Annotated in this window: 13 protein-coding genes; 2 read left to right on the forward strand and 11 right to left on the reverse strand. The window is 41.3% G+C overall.

Annotation, left to right across the window (positions count from 1 at the left end; translation table 11 throughout):
• Positions 1-325: 325 nt before the first annotated feature.
• On the forward strand, positions 326-907 hold the full coding sequence (locus AC21OH_RS08955; RefSeq protein WP_486536309.1) for a tetratricopeptide repeat protein: 582 nt from the start codon (positions 326-328) through the stop codon (positions 905-907).
• Positions 908-1,179: 272 nt separating this feature from the next.
• Here AC21OH_RS08955 and AC21OH_RS08960 read toward each other — a convergent pair whose 3' ends face one another.
• The 6 genes from AC21OH_RS08960 to AC21OH_RS08985 all read right to left on the reverse strand — a co-directional run bounded on the left by AC21OH_RS08960 (position 1,180) and on the right by AC21OH_RS08985 (position 10,523).
• On the reverse strand, positions 1,180-2,367 hold the full coding sequence (locus AC21OH_RS08960; RefSeq protein WP_487370283.1) for an isovaleryl-CoA dehydrogenase: 1,188 nt from the start codon (positions 2,365-2,367) through the stop codon (positions 1,180-1,182).
• A 74-nt stretch (positions 2,368-2,441) separates the two neighbouring features.
• Positions 2,442-3,362 (reverse strand): hydroxymethylglutaryl-CoA lyase, encoded by a 921-nt coding sequence (locus AC21OH_RS08965; RefSeq protein ID WP_487370282.1) that lies wholly within the window; start codon positions 3,360-3,362, stop codon positions 2,442-2,444.
• 129 nt (positions 3,363-3,491) lie between these two features.
• Positions 3,492-5,669: an acetyl/propionyl/methylcrotonyl-CoA carboxylase subunit alpha gene (locus AC21OH_RS08970; RefSeq protein WP_487370281.1), complete on the reverse strand. Its 2,178-nt coding sequence runs from the start codon at positions 5,667-5,669 to the stop codon at positions 3,492-3,494.
• A 225-nt stretch (positions 5,670-5,894) separates the two neighbouring features.
• Positions 5,895-6,728 carry an enoyl-CoA hydratase/isomerase family protein gene (locus AC21OH_RS08975; RefSeq protein WP_487370280.1) on the reverse strand — a complete coding sequence of 278 codons (834 nt, stop codon included), beginning with the start codon at positions 6,726-6,728 and terminating at the stop codon, positions 5,895-5,897.
• Positions 6,729-7,022: 294 nt separating this feature from the next.
• Positions 7,023-8,633, reverse strand: coding sequence for a carboxyl transferase domain-containing protein (locus tag AC21OH_RS08980; RefSeq protein ID WP_487370279.1), 1,611 nt, complete (start codon positions 8,631-8,633; stop codon positions 7,023-7,025).
• 108 nt (positions 8,634-8,741) lie between these two features.
• Positions 8,742-10,523 (reverse strand): AMP-binding protein, encoded by a 1,782-nt coding sequence (locus AC21OH_RS08985; RefSeq protein WP_487370278.1) that lies wholly within the window; start codon positions 10,521-10,523, stop codon positions 8,742-8,744.
• 463 nt (positions 10,524-10,986) lie between these two features.
• Here AC21OH_RS08985 and hslO point away from each other — a divergent pair, with 463 nt between their 5' ends.
• Positions 10,987-11,934: an Hsp33 family molecular chaperone HslO gene (gene hslO / locus AC21OH_RS08990; RefSeq protein WP_487370286.1), complete on the forward strand. Its 948-nt coding sequence runs from the start codon at positions 10,987-10,989 to the stop codon at positions 11,932-11,934.
• A gap of 330 nt (positions 11,935-12,264) precedes the next feature.
• Here hslO and AC21OH_RS08995 read toward each other — a convergent pair whose 3' ends face one another.
• The 5 genes from AC21OH_RS08995 to AC21OH_RS09015 all read right to left on the reverse strand — a co-directional run bounded on the left by AC21OH_RS08995 (position 12,265) and on the right by AC21OH_RS09015 (position 17,379).
• Positions 12,265-13,749, reverse strand: coding sequence for a PGAP1-like alpha/beta domain-containing protein (locus tag AC21OH_RS08995; protein ID WP_487370277.1), 1,485 nt, complete (start codon positions 13,747-13,749; stop codon positions 12,265-12,267).
• A gap of 217 nt (positions 13,750-13,966) precedes the next feature.
• On the reverse strand, positions 13,967-14,632 hold the full coding sequence (locus tag AC21OH_RS09000) for a fumarylacetoacetate hydrolase family protein (RefSeq protein WP_487370276.1): 666 nt from the start codon (positions 14,630-14,632) through the stop codon (positions 13,967-13,969).
• Positions 14,633-14,892: 260 nt separating this feature from the next.
• Entirely contained in the window at positions 14,893-15,618 is a 726-nt protein-coding gene (locus tag AC21OH_RS09005; RefSeq protein ID WP_487370275.1) for an ABC transporter permease, read from the reverse strand.
• 9 nt (positions 15,619-15,627) lie between these two features.
• Positions 15,628-16,368, reverse strand: a complete 741-nt coding sequence (locus AC21OH_RS09010) for an ABC transporter permease (protein ID WP_487370274.1) — start codon at positions 16,366-16,368, stop codon at positions 15,628-15,630.
• 186 nt (positions 16,369-16,554) lie between these two features.
• A complete protein-coding gene (locus AC21OH_RS09015) occupies positions 16,555-17,379 on the reverse strand; it encodes a transporter substrate-binding domain-containing protein (RefSeq protein ID WP_486536320.1) in 825 nt (274 codons plus the stop codon).
• Positions 17,380-17,542 lie beyond the last annotated feature (163 nt).

Here is a 17,542-nt window from a genome sequence, read left to right on the forward strand (position 1 = left end):
AATACTAATTCAAATTACACTGATTAAAATTTAAAATTAATAGTTATATTTTTCTATAGATTAATAAAATTTAATATAAATGTTCAGAATAATTACGTATCAATTTGGTTTGAGTTTACGATTACGCAATGTTAAGCTATGTAAAACCTGTTATATATGTGTTATCTAAATCATCAAATTTATTCTGATTTTAAATTTTAAACGCTATTGACGAGTATTTTATTATTATAGAATACGCGCATTGGTTTATATTGAAGACATAGATTTAGTTTACCCATTAAGTTCACTCTATTATTAAACACAGTTAGATTTTGGAATAATCCGTATGAAACTTTTTAAAGCTGCCTTATTTACTGCCTTGTTTGCTACCGCTGGTATGGCTCAAGCTGAGCTAATTTCAAATGTACCTTTAGATACGTCTCGTTTCGAGATTATGAGCGTTAGCGATTTAACTGCTCGTGCGAATCAAGGCAATGATCATGCTCAGTTTTATTTAGCGAAGCGCTACCAAAAAGGAATTGGCGTGCAAAAAGACACACGTAAAGCCATCGAATGGTATACCCGTGCTGCCAATCAAAATATAACACCTGCTCAACTTAACCTCGGTATCATGTACGCCCGTGGCGAAGGGGTTGCAGTTAATGAACAACAAGCTCGTTTTTGGTTAGAGCGTGCTGCTAAGCGTGGTGATAATCGTGCCAGCTATACCTTAGCTTTAATCGATGAGAAGCAGCGTAACCTTGTAGATGCGTATAAATGGTATGACTTATCTGCTCGTGATGGCATGCTAAATGAAAAAGTACGTGATAAAGCCCGTGGTAAGATTGGTAAGCTTGCGTTAAACCTCTCAAACTCTGATATGGCCACTGCCCGCAGTCAAGCAGATAGCTGGTTCCAGACTCAATAGCCCTCTATGCTGATGAGCTAAACATTGATTCTAAATAGAAAACCCAGCTTAAGCTGGGTTTTTTATTAAGTATGCTCTTGGCTGTGGATCTAAAGAACTAATGAATTTATCAGCTTATTATATAGTCAAAGAAGTCTAAAATGGTTACAAGGCAACCGAGTGCTAGTACTACTATTGTAGGGCTAGCGAGGTTAACGCTGTAACCGTTTAATAATTCGCTGACTATATTTTGACTCGTTAATAATCAACACTACTTTAATACAACCTACGGGCTATTTGGTTTCATTAAACAATTCACGTCCTATCAACATGCGACGAATCTCACTTGTACCAGCACCAATCTCATACAGTTTGGCATCACGCCAGAATCGACCTAAGGGATATTCGTTAGTATAGCCATTACCGCCAAATATTTGAATACCTTCGCCAGCCATCCATGTCGCTTTTTCAGCACACCACAATATAACACTGGCGCAGTCTTTACGCACCTGACGGCTATGCCCTTCACCGCGAGCATCTAACATATCTAGGTTCTTACCCACCGTATATAAGAAGCTTCGGCCTGCTTGTAAAATGGTATACATATCGGCTACTTTACCTTGGATCAGTTGAAACTCACCAATCGGCTGACCAAACTGCTTTCGGTCGTGAATGTAGGGAACCACGTTATCCATAACCGCTTGCATAATGCCCACTGGACCCGCTGCCAATACAGCGCGTTCGTAATCTAAACCGCTCATTAAGACTTTAACGCCATTATTTAACCCGCCCATAATGTTTTCTTCAGGCACAAATACATCATTAAAGATCATCTCTCCTGTATTACTGCCACGCATACCCAGCTTATCGAGTTTTTGCGCCGTACCAAAGCCCTCCATCCCTTTTTCAACTATAAATGCAGTAATACCTTTTGCACCGAGCTCTGGACTGGTTTTGGCATATACCACCATCACATCCGCATCAGGCCCGTTGGTAATCCACATTTTACTGCCGCTTAGCACATAGCCGCCGTCTTTAGCTTCAGCGCGTAGCTTCATACTGGTGACATCCGAGCCAGCACCTGGCTCACTCATGGCCAATGCGCCTATAAATTCACCACTAATAAGTTTGGGTAAAAACTTGTGTTTCTGCGCGTCACTGCCGTTGCGTTTTAGCTGATTAATACATAAGTTTGAGTGGGCGCCATAGCTTAACGCCACAGAAGCTGACGCTCGGCTTATCTCTTCCATAGCAATCATATGCGCCACGTAACCCATTTCTACACCGCCATACTCTTCTGGTACGGTGATACCATGCAGGCCTAAATCGCCCATCTTTTCCCATAAGTCCATCGGGAACGCATCGCTGCTATCAATCTCAGCAGCTCGCGGTATGATCTCTTTTTCTGCAAAAGCACGCACGGTATCGCGCAGTGCCTGAATGTCTTCACCTAATTGAAAATCTAATCCTGGTAAACTCATAAAAATCCTTATTTGTTCATCGTCATGAAGATTAATGTCATGTTATTAAAGGAGCGCTTAACTTAAACTGCTATTTAGCACTGCTGTTGGTTTAAAAGCGCAGTGGCTACTTTGGAGCCGTTTTTGCGCTGTAAAAAGTCGCTGATACGTTGTCCTGCAAGGGCAAGCTTATCTAAATCAATACCGGTTTCGATACCCATACCGTGTAACATATAGACCACATCTTCGGTCGCTACATTACCTGTTGCTCCTTTAGCATATGGACATCCCCCTAAACCTGCTGCTGAGGTGTCAAATTGAGCAACACCTAAGCTTAGTGATGCCAAAATATTTGCTAAAGCTTGCCCATAGGTATCATGGAAATGACCAGAAATATGTTGTACGTCGATATATTCAAAAGCTGCTTTTAAGGCATTTTGTACTTTTATGGGGGTGCCCACCCCAATCGTATCAGCGATACCAATATGCTCAGCACCAATATCGACCAAACGCTTTGTGACATACGCGACTTGGCTCGGTTCAATCTCACCTTCATAAGGACAGCCCACAGTACACGAAATAACTCCGCGCACCTTAATACCAGCGTCTTTTGCTGCCGCTGTAACAGGAGCAAAGCGCTCAATACTTTCATCTATACTACAATTTATATTCTTTTGGCTAAATGTTTCGCTGGCTGAACCGAATATAACCACTTCATCTGGTGAAAAAACCAGCGCATTGTCAAAGCCGCGCATATTTGGGGTTAATACCGAATAGCAAACCTCTGGTCGGCGTGATTCATTAATCCGCTGCATCAGCTCACCATTGTCTCCCATTTGCGGCACCCATTTTGGCGACACAAAACTGGTCGCTTCTAACTTTTTAATACCCGCCTCAATCAAATCTTCAATAAGTTTGAATTTTATCTCAGTAGGTACTGTCTGCTTTTCGTTTTGCAGTCCATCGCGGGGGCTGACATCTATAATTTCAACGTGATCTGGATAGTTTATTGACATAACTTTATCTAATTTAGGTTTATTACAATATAATGGTACATTTGAGTGAAATACATTTAGGGTTAATACCGCTTTTGAGCGATAGCGCTGTTTGGGTTAACGTATAATTCACAAATACCATGTATCTGCTTATTCGGTATCCAATCTTAACAGCTCATCTCCATCTGCTACTAAATCACCTGGTGCGAATAACAGCTCAGCGACCACACCATCGGCCGGTGCGTTAATCGTATGCTCAATTTTCATCGCTTCAATGACTGCTAAAGGGTCGCCTTGTTTGACGTTATCACCCTCAGAAACTTTGAAGGTCACTACTTGTCCTGGCATCGGAGACTTTAAACTACCCGCCGCTTGCGTGTCACCTTCCACATGTGCCATCGCATCGATTAGGGTGATAATTCCACTGCCGCTATGGGTGAATATATGTAACTTTTCACCCTCAATCCAGCTTTGAACAGTTAGACGCTTTTTGTCTAACCATAATATATAAGTATCGCCATTTGTCACTTTATATTCTATTTGACTGCTATAGACACTCTTATTTTTAGTGGTATTTTGAGTAGTATCTTGAGTGGCATCAGGCAGTAATGTCATAGGCTGTGGCTTACTAACATCCTCATCTGCGCTTAGGGGTCGAATCGTTAAAGTAAGTTTACCACTTTGTTCCTGCCCCGACATATCATCTACTGGCTCACACTCACTAATGATAGCCACATAATGCTGCTCATCGCTATCATCATCATTAATTACCAGACTAAATTGCCGTGTATAGTCGCTAAACCCGCGCCAACCCCCATAGCGAGTAAAGGGATCAAAACCCTGTGCATGCGCTTTATCATTATGCCAAGTTTGCTGATCTTCATTAAGCTTATGCACAACAGCAGCCGATACCAGGGTCTCAAGCGATAATGGCTGCTGATTAAATAAGTTCTCTTTTTCCCGTTCAATCAAAGCGGTATCTAGTTTGGCTTGACTAAATGATTCGGTAGCAAGTATGTGGCGTAAAAAAGCCACGTTATTAGGTAAACCTACGATTCTAGTTTGTGCCAATGCCTGATCCAACTTTGCAAGCGCTTGGTCGCGAGTTGGGGCATGTACAATAAGTTTTGCAATCATAGAGTCATAAAAGGGGCTGATGACATCACCTTCTTCTACCCCATCATCCACCCGTACTGAACCCACTGTAAACTTTGTATGCTCAGGCTTTCGGTACGTATATAAGCTACCTGTTGCTGGCAAAAAGTCATTATCAGGGTTTTCAGCGCAGATACGCGCTTCAATCGAATGACCATGAATAGCTAAGTCTTCTTGCTTTAATGGAATCTCGCCGCCAGCTGCCACTAATAGCTGCCACTTTACCAGATCTACGCCAGTAATGGCTTCGGTGACGGGGTGCTCAACTTGTAGGCGGGTATTCATCTCCATGAAATAAAAACCCATCTCGACTTTGCCATCGGCATTTGGGCGCTGCTCAATGATAAATTCTACCGTACCCGCCCCCACATAGTTGACCGCACGCGCTGCATTAATGGCCGCAGTGCCCATTGCCTCACGCATGGTCTCATCAACCCCTGGCGCTGGCGCTTCCTCTAATACTTTTTGATGGCGGCGCTGTACCGAACAATCGCGCTCAAACAGATGCACATAATTACCATGACTATCACCAAATACTTGAATCTCAATATGACGCGGATTTAACGCATATTTTTCAAGTAATACGGCATCGTTACCGAAACTTGTAATGGCTTCACGGCGACAAGAATCCAATAGGCTAATAAAGTCTTCACTGCGCTCAACCAAACGCATGCCTTTACCGCCACCCCCGGAACTGGCTTTAATAAGTAAGGGATAGCCAATTCTGTCTGCTTCTTTATGCAAAAATTCAGGATCTTGATTATCACCATGATAACCTGGGATTAATGGCACGCCAGCAGTTTCCATCAGCTGCTTTGACTCAGACTTTAAACCCATAGCGGTAATGGCTGATGCAGAAGGCCCGATAAATACAACACCTGCCTCCTCGCAAGCTTTTGCAAACGAGGCATTTTCACTCAAAAAGCCATAGCCAGGATGTATGGCCTCAGCCCTTGTCTCCTTAGCAATTTGAATCAATAAGTCGCCCTTAAGATAACTGTCTTTCGGGGCTGAGCCGCCCAAATATACCGCTTCATCACATACACTAACGTGCTTTGCGTGTCTGTCTGCATCTGAATACACAGCTACTGTGCGTACACCCATCAGTTTGGCACTCGCAGCAACGCGGCAGGCAATCTCTCCACGATTGGCGATTAGTATCTTAGAAAACATGTTTATTCCTTTAATGTAAGCTCTTTTAATCTGGCCCTATCAGTAGATGTCTTTTATAGCATGTCGCTTAGCGCATTACGTCAATTGCTTATTAAAGACCAATAGAGGGTATATGAGAGTATCTGTAGCATGATTAAGTCGTGTCAATTGTCAACAAATAGCTTCGCTAACGTTTGGATCTGTTGGTATTAATATTGGCACTAAAATTGGCATTAATATTGACATTTAAAGCAACCAATTAGGCTTACGCTTTTGTAAAAACGACTGAACCCCTTCTTTGCCCTCATTAGATGCTCTAATGTCTGCAATACCCGCTACTGTCTTTGAAATAAGCGAGTCATCAATAGTCTCACCTGCCACATTATGCAATAATTGCTTGCATACAGTGACAGCATTAGGGCTATTGTTACTAAGCTTTTTAATTATGGTTGCTATTTTTTCTTCAAGCGCATCTTGTTGGACGTATTCGTGAATAAGTCCAATACGCTGAGCTTCTTTAGCATCGAACACCTCAGCCGTTAAGAAATAACGATGAGCGGCGCGTGCGCCCATTGCCCGTATAACATAAGGGCTTATGGTCGTTGGCGCTAATCCTAAACGTACTTCACTCAAACAAAAGTTTGCAGTGTCGACTGCTATCGCGATATCGCACGCTGAGATGAGTCCAATTCCCCCTGCATAAACATCGCCTTGAATAGCTGCTACCGTAGGTTTAGGACAGTCGTAAATGACTCTAAGCATCTGAGCCAACTTATCTGCATCGGCTAAGTTTTCAGTACGGGTATAATCTGCCATTGCCCGCATCCAATTCAAATCAGCACCTGCACAAAAGGCTTTACCTTGTGCCGCTAGGACGATCACACGCACCTCATCCGCTAGCGAGTTACTAAGCTGCGTAAACGCTCGGTTTAACTCTTCTATAACCTCGTCATTAAAGGCATTGCGCTTATCGGGACGTGCTAAAGTAACGGTTGCGATATAATTGCTAATCGTTAGGTTTAAGGTGGACAGCTTATCCAAATTGGCGAATGAACTGGATAGCGTGTTTTTTTCAGTCATAAATATCTCATTGAGTTAAGCGTTCAATATATAAATAAAAGTCAGAAAGAGTTAATATAGTCAGCGAAATACTAAACGGTTACGGTGTTAACCTCGCTCGCCCTACAATAGTAGTACTTGCACTCGGCTGCCTTGTAACCATTTAAGATTTCTTTGATTATAGTATGTTAATAAAGGCCGTTCATGAAACAATTTAAACCGATACTTCTTAGCTTTAATGGCTTTAGCTAAACTTTAACCTGAACTTTTAAAAAAACCTTAAGGTAAATCGTAAGTTACAAGTTGAACAGTAAGTTAAATCCTAAACACACCAAATGTCGTTTCTTCAATATCTGCGTTATAAGCAGCGCTTAAGCCGAGTGCTAATACATTGCGAGTGTCGGCAGGATCAATCACCCCATCGTCCCAAAGTCGCGCGCTGGCGTAATAAGGATGACCTTGCTGCTCATACATCTCTTTATATGGCGCTTTAAAAGCTTCTTCTTCCTCAGCGCTCCATGTCTCACCTTTACGCTCAATATTGTCACGCTTTACCGTTGCCAATACCGAAGCAGCTTGATCGCCGCCCATCACTGAGATACGCGCGTTCGGCCACATCCATAAGAACCTTGGACTATAAGCACGTCCACACATACCATAGTTACCCGCACCAAAGGAGCCGCCGACAATGACTGTAAATTTAGGCACACTGGCATTGGCAACTGCCATCACCATTTTGGCACCATGACGTGCTATGCCCTCATTTTCGTATTTTCGGCCTACCATAAACCCTGTAATGTTTTGCAAAAATACCAAAGGAATTTTGCGTTTGCAGCACAGCTCAATAAAGTGAGTACCTTTTTGGGCTGACTCACTAAATAAAATACCATTATTGGCAATGATGCCCACTTTCATGCCTTCAATATGAGCAAAGCCGCATACCAAGGTAGTACCAAAGCGTGATTTAAATTCATCAAATTCACTGGCATCCACAATACGTGCAATAATTTCTCTGATATCAAATGGCTTTCGCGTATCGGTCGGGATTACGCCATATAATTCTTTAGCATCGTACTTAGGTGGTCTTGGCTCGATTTGATTTGTTACGTTTTTGGGTTCACGGTTAAGGTTACCTACGATATCCCGTGCAAGCGACAAGGCATGTAAATCATTTTGAGCGAGATAATCGACCACGCCTGATAGCCGAGTATGAACATCACCGCCGCCCAAATCTTCTGCGCTGACCACCTCTCCTGTGGCGGCTTTCACCAAAGGCGGACCACCCAAAAAGATAGTGCCTTGGTCTTTTACAATAATAGATTCATCGCTCATAGCGGGCACATAGGCGCCGCCCGCCGTACAGCTACCCATTACCACAGCTATTTGCGGTATTCCTGCTGCACTCATGTTAGCTTGGTTAAAGAAGATACGTCCAAAATGCTCTTTATCAGGGAACACCTCATCTTGGTTAGGCAAGTTCGCACCGCCCGAATCTACCAAATACACACATGGTAAATTATTCTCTTTAGCAATCTCTTGGGCGCGCAAGTGTTTTTTGACAGTCATCGGATAATAAGTGCCGCCTTTGACAGTCGCATCATTACACACGATCATGCACTCTATACCATTGATACGCCCAATCCCTGCTATAACACCTGCTGCGGGGATGTCTGCATCGTACATATTAAAAGCCGCCATAGGTGCAACTTCTAAAAAAGCCGTATTTGGATCTAAGAGCCGCTCCACGCGCTCACGAGGTAGGAGTTTGCCTCGGGCAAGATGCTTAAGACGAGATCGCTCAGGCCCACCTTGAGCAATTCTTTTAAGATGGGCATGCAAGTCATCTACTAAAGCCTGCATGGCAGCCGTATTATTGGCAAATTCCTTTGAATTTGGACTCATCTTACTGTTAATAGTGGCACTCATGTCGTCCCTTTTCTATCCTAAATGTGGATGCAATATTGAATAATGCTTTCAGTGAATCAATGTTTTAAACAATTAAAGTAGTTATGGTTGTATCCATCAGCGTGCGCATTATAAACCAATCTCTTCGATCATCATATCTGTGATTTTATACTTTTGGATTTTTCCTGTGATGGTCATAGGATATTCTTTCACAAAGCGGTAGTACTGTGGCACTTTATAATAAGCGATATTTTCTTTACAGAACTGCTTTACCTCATCTTCTGTAAGCTCGGTGTCTTTTTTGGGAATAATCCAAGCGGCCAATACTTCTCCGTATTTTTTGTCTGGTACGCCAACTATTTGAACATCGCTAATCTTCGGATGACGATATAAGTAATTCTCTATCTCAACAGGATAGATATTCTCGCCCCCTCTGATTACCATATCCTTACTGCGTCCAACAACTTTAATATAGCCATCTTCATCCATTGTGGCGAGGTCGCCGGTATGCATCCAGCCGTCTTGAATGGCTTGTTTAGTTTTAAATCGGCTGCCCCAATAGCATTTCATTACCGAATAGCCTCGGGTTAATAACTCGCCCGTTTCTCCAATTGGTACCACCTCACCAGATTCTGTATCGACGATTTTAACTTCGATATTGGGCTGCACCAATCCCACAGTAGATACCTGCTTATCAAGCGGCGTATGCTTATTGGTTTGACAAGAGACAGGGCTGGTTTCTGTCATACCGTAGGCGATGGTCACCTCATCCATGTGCATCTCATCAATCACACGGCGCATGACCTCAATTGGACAGCTTGATCCTGCCATAATGCCGGTACGCAGCGTTGATAGATCGTATTGATTAAACTCTGGATGATCTAACTCTGCGATAAACATCGTCGGCACGCCGTGCAGAGCGGTACATTTTTCTTTTTCAACGGCCTTGAGTACGCTTAAGGGCTCAAACCCATCGTTGGGATAAACAATACAGCCACCATGTGTCATTATTGCTAAATTCCCCAGTACCATACCAAAGCAGTGATATAGTGGTACAGGAATACATAAGCGATCGTCTGAACTTAAGTCCATTGCCTCGCCGATAAAATAACCATTGTTTAGAATATTGCGGTGAGTTAAGGTAGCGCCTTTTGGCGTTCCTGTTGTACCACTGGTAAACTGGACGTTAATTGGATCGGTGTTTTTGAGCTGTGCTTGGCGCTCTGCCACTCGTGGGTCGTTAGCGTCCCCTTCTTGCATCCATTCGGAGAACTTTTGCATAAAGCTGAACGTTTCGTCAGTGTCCTGCTCGTCAATCCAAATGATGCGTTCTACTGTAGGAATTTCAACCAAATCTAACTGAGTATACGTTTTATGATATATCTCAGGACATAATTCACGCACAATATTGGCATAATCACTCGTTTTAAAATGGCGCATGAGTACCAGTGCCGAGCACCCTAACTTATTAAGCGCATATTGCAGCTCAAAGCTTCGGTAGGCTGGATTAATATTGACTAAAACAACCCCGACTTTAGCCGTAGCTAGCTGCATGAGCAGCCATTCAGCATTATTATGTGACCAGATTCCGACGCGATCGCCTATCTCTAATCCCATTTCTATCATAGCACTGGCAAGCTGATTTACTTTTTGGTGTAGCTCACGATAGGTCCAGCGGATGTCTTGGTGACATACCACCAAAGCTTCTTGGTCAGGATATTTGGCTACGATGGCATCAAAGAAGTCCCCAATGGTCGCTTCGATTAAAGCCGTTTTTGGGCCTGCATCATGGCTAGTATTTAGGGGGGCATTAGCAGATTTAGCACCCATGCTAATACTGGGTATTTGGCTAAAATCTAGTGAAGCATTAGCAGTAGGTAATGAGGGGGTAGAATGGGTATTACCAATCATAACGAATCCTTTCGCTTTAATTATACGTTGACACGCAACAGTCCTGTTATAGGCTAGACACTGCTATTCATACCAACACGTTGACTTAATTCCATTTAATAAACTTATTTATTCTATTTAAACTTCTTTATACTAACTATATCTATTCAAAAACTATCAGCAATACTTATTTATCTAAGTCAGTTATTTCAGAATACAGTTGTTAACTGTTTGTAGTTTAAATCTTCATAACAACCTGTGTCAAATAAAAGAAAATATCAGTAGTCATTTTTAAATTTAGCCATATATCTTTTAATTCTGGTTAGCGTCATAAGTCTATACTTCTACCAAAATTAGATGCAGATATTGAATAAAAGTCGTCTCACCCCATATAAATAAAACTGTATATTTATCGGATAAATTTATGACTCAAAATAATAACACTCAAAATTCTATGTCTAAAAAACCTATGTCTGAAAACCCTATGTCAAAAAACGATGAGACTGCAACCGCAAACGATTTACGCCAACGCTTTTTTATTGAAGACTCCCCTGTGCGTGGAGACGTTGTTCGTCTACAACAAAGCTATGCCACCATTACCGCTCAGCGTGACTATCCAGAATCTATAAAACGATTACTAGGTGAAATGCTAACTGCGGCAAGCTTGTTGATCGGTACCTTAAAAATCGATGGTACGCTATCCATTCAATTGCAATCATCTGATGAAACCTCATTATTAAACTGGGCAATGGCAGAATGTGACCAAAGTGGCATAATTAGGGCGCTCGCAAGCTGGAAACATGATACCGAAGAGCAGCAGCAGGCATGGTCTCACAAAACCACGGCTAATGAAGCCTTTGCTGAGCTTGGCGACTTAGGTAAAGGGGTAATGTTTATTAATATCCAGCCTCGTCAAGGAGAGGCTTATCAAGGTATCGTAGAACGTGGTTATGATAATCTTGCTGAATGTTTGGCTCATTATCAACTACAATCGGCGCAAATCCCTTCACTCATTAATTTGGCATGTGATGGGTTGCAAGCGGGCGGAATTTTAGTGCAAATGCTGCCTCGTACTGCTGATGAACTTTACGAAGTTGAACAAGATGAGGCAGCGGGTATTGATGATGACTTATGGACACGTTTAACCCTATTAACACGTACGGTTAAGTTTGAAGAATTGACCACTTTGGATGCAAGCGAAATTATCTATCGTTTATATAATGAAGAAAAAGTCGTCGCACCAAGCCCTGTATCGCTTGAATTTGGCTGTACCTGCTCTCGTGAAAAGTGCGAAGCGGCATTACGCCAACTGGGTCAAGCCGAAGCGAATGACATCATTGAAGAACAAGAAGGTTTATTTGAAATGGACTGTTCATTTTGTGGTTCAGTTTACAAATTTGATCAATCAGATGTTGAAGAGATCTTTAGTTAATATAGTCAAAGAACTTTAAAGTAGTCACAAGGCAACCGAGTGCAAGTACTACTAGGGTAGGCTTAACGAGGTTAACACCGTGACTCTTTATAAGTTCGCCGACTATAGCTGTTCATAATTAATAAAAGCATCAAGCCCTCTAATGTATAGACATTAGAGGGCTTGTTAGTTTAAAATTTTATGGTTGAACAGACTTTTGACTGAATATAGATAGTCGAGTCGATTGATTGATTGACTGATTGATAGACAGTTAAATTAGTGGACAGTTAAATTAATGGACAGTTAAAATGATTGACTGTTTAATTGATAGACTGTTTAAATGATAGGCAGTTAAATAGGCTCTCTAATGAGCTGATAGGGATAAGACTGAACCCGAAATTCCATGGAAAAATCGCTTTTACCATTATCTTCAAGCCATGCCACCACTTGATCATGAACGCGCCTGTCATATTGAAGATTGATATGATTGACTTCATAAAAGACGGCTTTATGCCCTTCAGGTACCACCAACGTATGCTCTAACGAGTCTTCACCTAATGCTGATTCCACTGAGACCAAACCGTCACCTACCAGACTTGTCGCTCTTGAATCATACAAGCCACCAACAATATTACCTGCTATAAAAAAAGCGTTAATGTGTTTGGGTAATTTAACCGGATGACGGAAATCTTCTGGAAGCACATCACGTTTATCTAAGTGCATCCAATCTTCATCACAGACACTGCCATGACGCAAATCTATGATACCGGCACTACGAATGCTTCCTAAACGTGATAAAGAGCCTGCAAATGGCACACCGCCTATAATATCTAATACATGCGCCCCAATACGCTCGAGCACTGCGCCCTGATGTGGTGAGCCAATAGTCACTAGATTGCCAATTCTTTCGTACCAGTTTAAACCCAGCTGATCAGCATAGAACATAGCGCTACGGGCGACCAAGCCACCCATGCTATATCCCACCAAATCAATCTGAGTGATGTCAGGATTTTGCTCGACCAATTGATGAATTAGATGCGCCAAACACCGACCATTTTGCGATATACGGCGCCCTGTATTGTAATCTAAATATAAAATGGTGTCCTGCGGCATTGCTTTTGCAATGTTCTCACCAAGGCTATCTTCTTGACACGGATGCCAAGATGAATAACTTAGGCATAGCCCATGACACATAATAATGATACGACCTGACAACTTATGACTGTTGCTATGAATTTGACCATATCTGTCATAAAAACTAATAGGTACCGCAAGTGGATTATTGAGACGAACGAGATGATCCCCCATCACACCATTCAAAACATTGACAAAAGATTTAAGCACATCGGGCAAAGGCTTGACACGACGTTTAGAGATGCCTTTATAAAATTTGGAGCCTGATGAGGTTAAGCGGCTGCCCGTATGATGCATAGAGAATCGTACAAGATTATAAGCCTGTCTGGTTACGCCCCTTTGCCATCGACTGCGATGATGGTCATTAAATCTACCAAAAGGTCGTAAGAGGATTTCAGAATGAATGTCTTCTATAATTTTGGTGACCTCAACCACGCCAGTCACCATGAGCTGACCTAAGCCTTCAAACAAATCATTTAGAGTAACAGGATCGTCTTTTATTGATGCGCAGCTGTCCATTAACGAGTACGAAATTTCATCGACATCGAGATAGTCTAATTCGTTAAGCTTTTCAGACAGTTCGTTTAAATAAATAGGGTCACCATGAGTTATCAAATCACACTTTGCATATTTAGGGTATTTTCCACGTTTTGCGTATCTTTCGTGCGTGGTGTCGTTTTCACCAAATTTAAGTTTAGACATGACTTCATATTACCCAAATAATTAAGTATTAAATAGTATCTATTATTTATGTAAATGTATAAAGCTCAAATGTAACCTCAAAGTTATCTCGTTGTGGTCGGCTTTAACTAAATATAATGCAATGACCTTAAATGCAAATCTCATAATCAGTTTTAAGTATCTCTTTTAATATTTAGCTTTTCGTTTTGTAAGCATTTATACACTAAAAACTTTATTTTTAAAGTACAGTAGTTTGCCATTCATGTGAATTTAGCTTTAATAATAGACTATCTCCACGTTGCAATACGCCCACCCCACTTGGTGTACCCGTCATGATGACATCACCAGCCTGTAGACTGAACGCATAACTAACTTCACTTAGCAGCTCATATATGGGAAATAACATTAATTTTGTATCCCCGTCTTGAGTGAGCTTATCATTGATAAAAAGCTGATACCTTAAGCGGTTTAAATCATTAAAATTATCAGCTGATACCCAATCGCATAAGATACAGGACCCATCAAAGCATTTGGAACGCTCCCACGGATGACCTTTTGCCTTTAAAGCACTTTGTAAGTCTCTCAATGTCAAATCCAGTCCTAGGGTAACGGCATCAATTAACCCGTCAATGGATTTCACGGTATCTACTGACGCTGAATTCAGCGGTTTTGCGATACGCAAACATAATTCGGCTTCGTAATGAACCACATAAGTAGTATCGCGAGGGGTATCTACAACTTGACTCGCAATAGGCTCATCAATACTGATCACGCTAGAGGCGGGCTTGATAAACAAAATGGGTCGTGTCGGCACCTCATTGCCAAGCTCTTTAGCATGAGCAGCATAATTTCGGCCAACGCATACGACTTTGCCGATAGGGGTAGATTCAGTTTGAGTAGACAACTGTTTATCCTTTTAAGTTAAGTGTTCAAATTAGAAACAGACGTAGACTTTATAAGGTCGATAAACAACTTATAGAATTTTGACTTAGGGTTTATTGATTGATACATGTAGATATTCGATTTATAGCTCGCTACTTAGGTTACTCAAACTTATAAAGCAATACAAGCACAAAAAAACCAGCCTATAAGCTGGTTAATTAGTTTAACGAATGGAGGGTAACTGAGTGACCTAATTTAATGCATGGGAAGTTAATACATGGGTTAGGGTACAGTCGTCGTCATCACCTCTGGTGGCACATAGCTCATGTAACGGTTAAAACGCTTCTCGGCTAACTTGAATATGAATAATATAATCCAAGTTAGTACTAGATAAACAATACCTGCGGCAAAATACAATTCCATATTCGTATAAGTCACGGCACTGATTGTTTTGGCAACACCCGTGATGTCTAATAAGGTTATTGTCATTGCAAGCGCGCTACCTTTGAGCATAAAAATAACTTCATTACTATAAGCTGGCAACATAATCCCAAAGGCTCTTGGTAAAATAATACGCTTAAACTTTTGCGTATAAGACATTCCAATGGCATCGGCAGCTTCCAATTCACCTTCAGGTATGGCCAATATGGCACCGCGAATAATCTCAGCAATATAGGCGCTTGTATTTAATGTAAAAGCAATCGTTGCGCACCAAAAAGCATTTTTAAATACAGGCTCCCACAAAAATGAGTTTTTGAGAAAATCGAACTGCTGAAACCCGAAATAAATCAGATAAATCTGAACCAGTAAAGGGGTACCGCGAAAAAAAAATATATATAAAAACGCCAGACTTTTTAAAAGCTTATTATTCGATAAGCGCATTAGTGCGAATATAAAACCTAAGAACAAACCGATGACACCGGACAACACCACCAGCTCAATAGTGACAACTGCGCCCCATAAGAGATCAGGGAACGATTCAAATATAACTTTCCAGCTCCAGTCCATATCGTCGCCCTACTCTTTAATGAGATTAATAGGAAAAAAGGAGGACGGCTTATTTAGCCGTTTGGCATATCGTGCAGCTGGGTTTGCACGCCATTCAAGGAACATAACAATACCAGTAATAATTACGGTCAGCCCTAAATAGATTAAAGCCGCTGCCATGTAAAAGGTGAATGAATCCTGAGTAGCTGCTTTACCGCGATTAGCCTGAAAGATAATATCTTGTAAGCCCACTACTGATACGAGTGCCGTATCTTTTAATAACACCAAAAATAAGTTACCTAAACCTGGTAAAGCAAGTTGCCAAAACTGCGGCATGGTTATTCTAAAATATATTTGAATAGGACGCATACCTATCGCTTCAGCAGCTTCACGTTGACCTTCTGGAATCTCTTGCATGGCCATCCGAAACACTTCGGTTGCATACGCACCAAACGCGATAGAGAGGGCTAGAACGCCAGCAATAAAAGGACTGAAATCATGATATTGATGGTAACCAAGCTTATTTAAAAGAGCATTTAATATAACAAAGCCGCCATTATATATAAACAGCACCAATAGTAACTCAGGTATACCCCGCATGGTTGACGTATACACCGTTGCAAGATTGCGCAATATCCAGACTTTGGAAAGTTTCGCAGAAGCACCGAATAAGCCTAATATCATGCCAAAAAACAAACTTACTACAGCAAGTTTAATAGTGACAAGTGCGCCACTCAAAAGTAATGGCCCAAAACCTTGCAAATCCATCACGTCATTCACACCTTAATTATGTTAAAAATAATATAGGCCGGCTAAAATTCAATATTAACCGGCCTATACGAATATGAGTAAAGGTCACCGGTTCTCTACCTTGTTTGAAAAGACAACATACCGATTGATTAAGCTAGAATATAACTACCCATATTTTAAATTAACATTTTAATCCTATTTTAAATATTAGAAATACTGACCTCTGATTTCGTCATATTTACCGCTCTCTTTAACAGAGGCAAGCGCTTCATTAAACTTCTCTCTTAATGGATCTTCTTTGCGCACAGCAATACCAAAATTATCGTCATTATCTATTTCATCTCCGATAATTTCGTAATTTGTCTTGCCATCACTTAACCAGTTTACAACAGGTGCGGTATCAGAAAGAATACCATCTAAACGACCCGCTTCTAAATCTAAGAAAGCATCGCCAATGGTGTCATATAATTTTGCATTCGTATTCGGTAAGTTATCGCCCAACCACTGTGCGGCAATAGTTGCACGTTGAGTGCCTAGGGTAAGTCCTTCTAAAGACGTCTTATCTTCTGGATTTAAATCTGACCCTTTTTCAGCAACAAATACCAAAGAGTTTTCAAAATAAGAATCAGTAAAATCTACCTGCTCTGCGCGTTCTGGCGTGATAGACATGCCCGCAATGACTGCATCATACTTACCATTTTTTAGTCCTGGGATAATACCGTCCCAATCTTGAGCCTGTAGCTGGCAGTTTGCTTGTATCTCGTCACATAGCGCATTAATTAAGTCAATATCGAAACCAACTAAATTACCGTCACTGTCAGTTGCATTAAAGGGAGCATAGGCGCCTTCCGTAGCAATGCGAATGGGTTCTTGAGTGCTCATCTCAGTAGTTGCATCTGTCGCCACTTCTTCAGAAGTTGTTTGCTCAGTATTGTTACAGCCTACTAATAACGTCATTGATAGGCCAGTCGCTAAAGCGATGGCTGATTTGACTAGCGTATTGAAACCAGTCTGTGTCGAAGTGTTTTGCATTTGGTACTTCCTTTTAATGTTAAAAATGCCCAGTAATTACAAGTTATCTATTTTGGCGTAGAGAATTTTAATGTGAAGCTAATAATTAAATTCTATAAACAACTCAGCTTTGCAATAGCATTATTTAATTACAGTTTAAGTATTCTAACAGCATTAATTTCAT

It is taken from the genome of Psychrobacter sp. CX10 (genome assembly GCF_057621575.2).

What these genes read in the sequence shown, in the direction of transcription:
- AC21OH_RS08960 (WP_487370283.1), bottom strand. Translation starts at nt 2,367, where the DNA reads ATGAGTTTACCAGGATTAGATTTTCAATTAGGTGAAGACATTCAGGCA.
- AC21OH_RS08955 (WP_486536309.1), top strand. Translation starts at nt 326, where the DNA reads ATGAAACTTTTTAAAGCTGCCTTATTTACTGCCTTGTTTGCTACCGCT.
- AC21OH_RS08970 (WP_487370281.1), bottom strand. Translation starts at nt 5,669, where the DNA reads ATGTTTTCTAAGATACTAATCGCCAATCGTGGAGAGATTGCCTGCCGC.
- AC21OH_RS08980 (WP_487370279.1), bottom strand. Translation starts at nt 8,633, where the DNA reads ATGAGTGCCACTATTAACAGTAAGATGAGTCCAAATTCAAAGGAATTT.
- AC21OH_RS09005 (WP_487370275.1), bottom strand. Translation starts at nt 15,618, where the DNA reads ATGGACTGGAGCTGGAAAGTTATATTTGAATCGTTCCCTGATCTCTTA.
- AC21OH_RS08965 (WP_487370282.1), bottom strand. Translation starts at nt 3,362, where the DNA reads ATGTCAATAAACTATCCAGATCACGTTGAAATTATAGATGTCAGCCCC.
- AC21OH_RS08995 (WP_487370277.1), bottom strand. Translation starts at nt 13,749, where the DNA reads ATGTCTAAACTTAAATTTGGTGAAAACGACACCACGCACGAAAGATAC.
- hslO (WP_487370286.1), top strand. Translation starts at nt 10,987, where the DNA reads ATGTCAAAAAACGATGAGACTGCAACCGCAAACGATTTACGCCAACGC.
- AC21OH_RS09015 (WP_486536320.1), bottom strand. Translation starts at nt 17,379, where the DNA reads ATGCAAAACACTTCGACACAGACTGGTTTCAATACGCTAGTCAAATCA.
- AC21OH_RS08975 (WP_487370280.1), bottom strand. Translation starts at nt 6,728, where the DNA reads ATGACTGAAAAAAACACGCTATCCAGTTCATTCGCCAATTTGGATAAG.
- AC21OH_RS08985 (WP_487370278.1), bottom strand. Translation starts at nt 10,523, where the DNA reads ATGATTGGTAATACCCATTCTACCCCCTCATTACCTACTGCTAATGCT.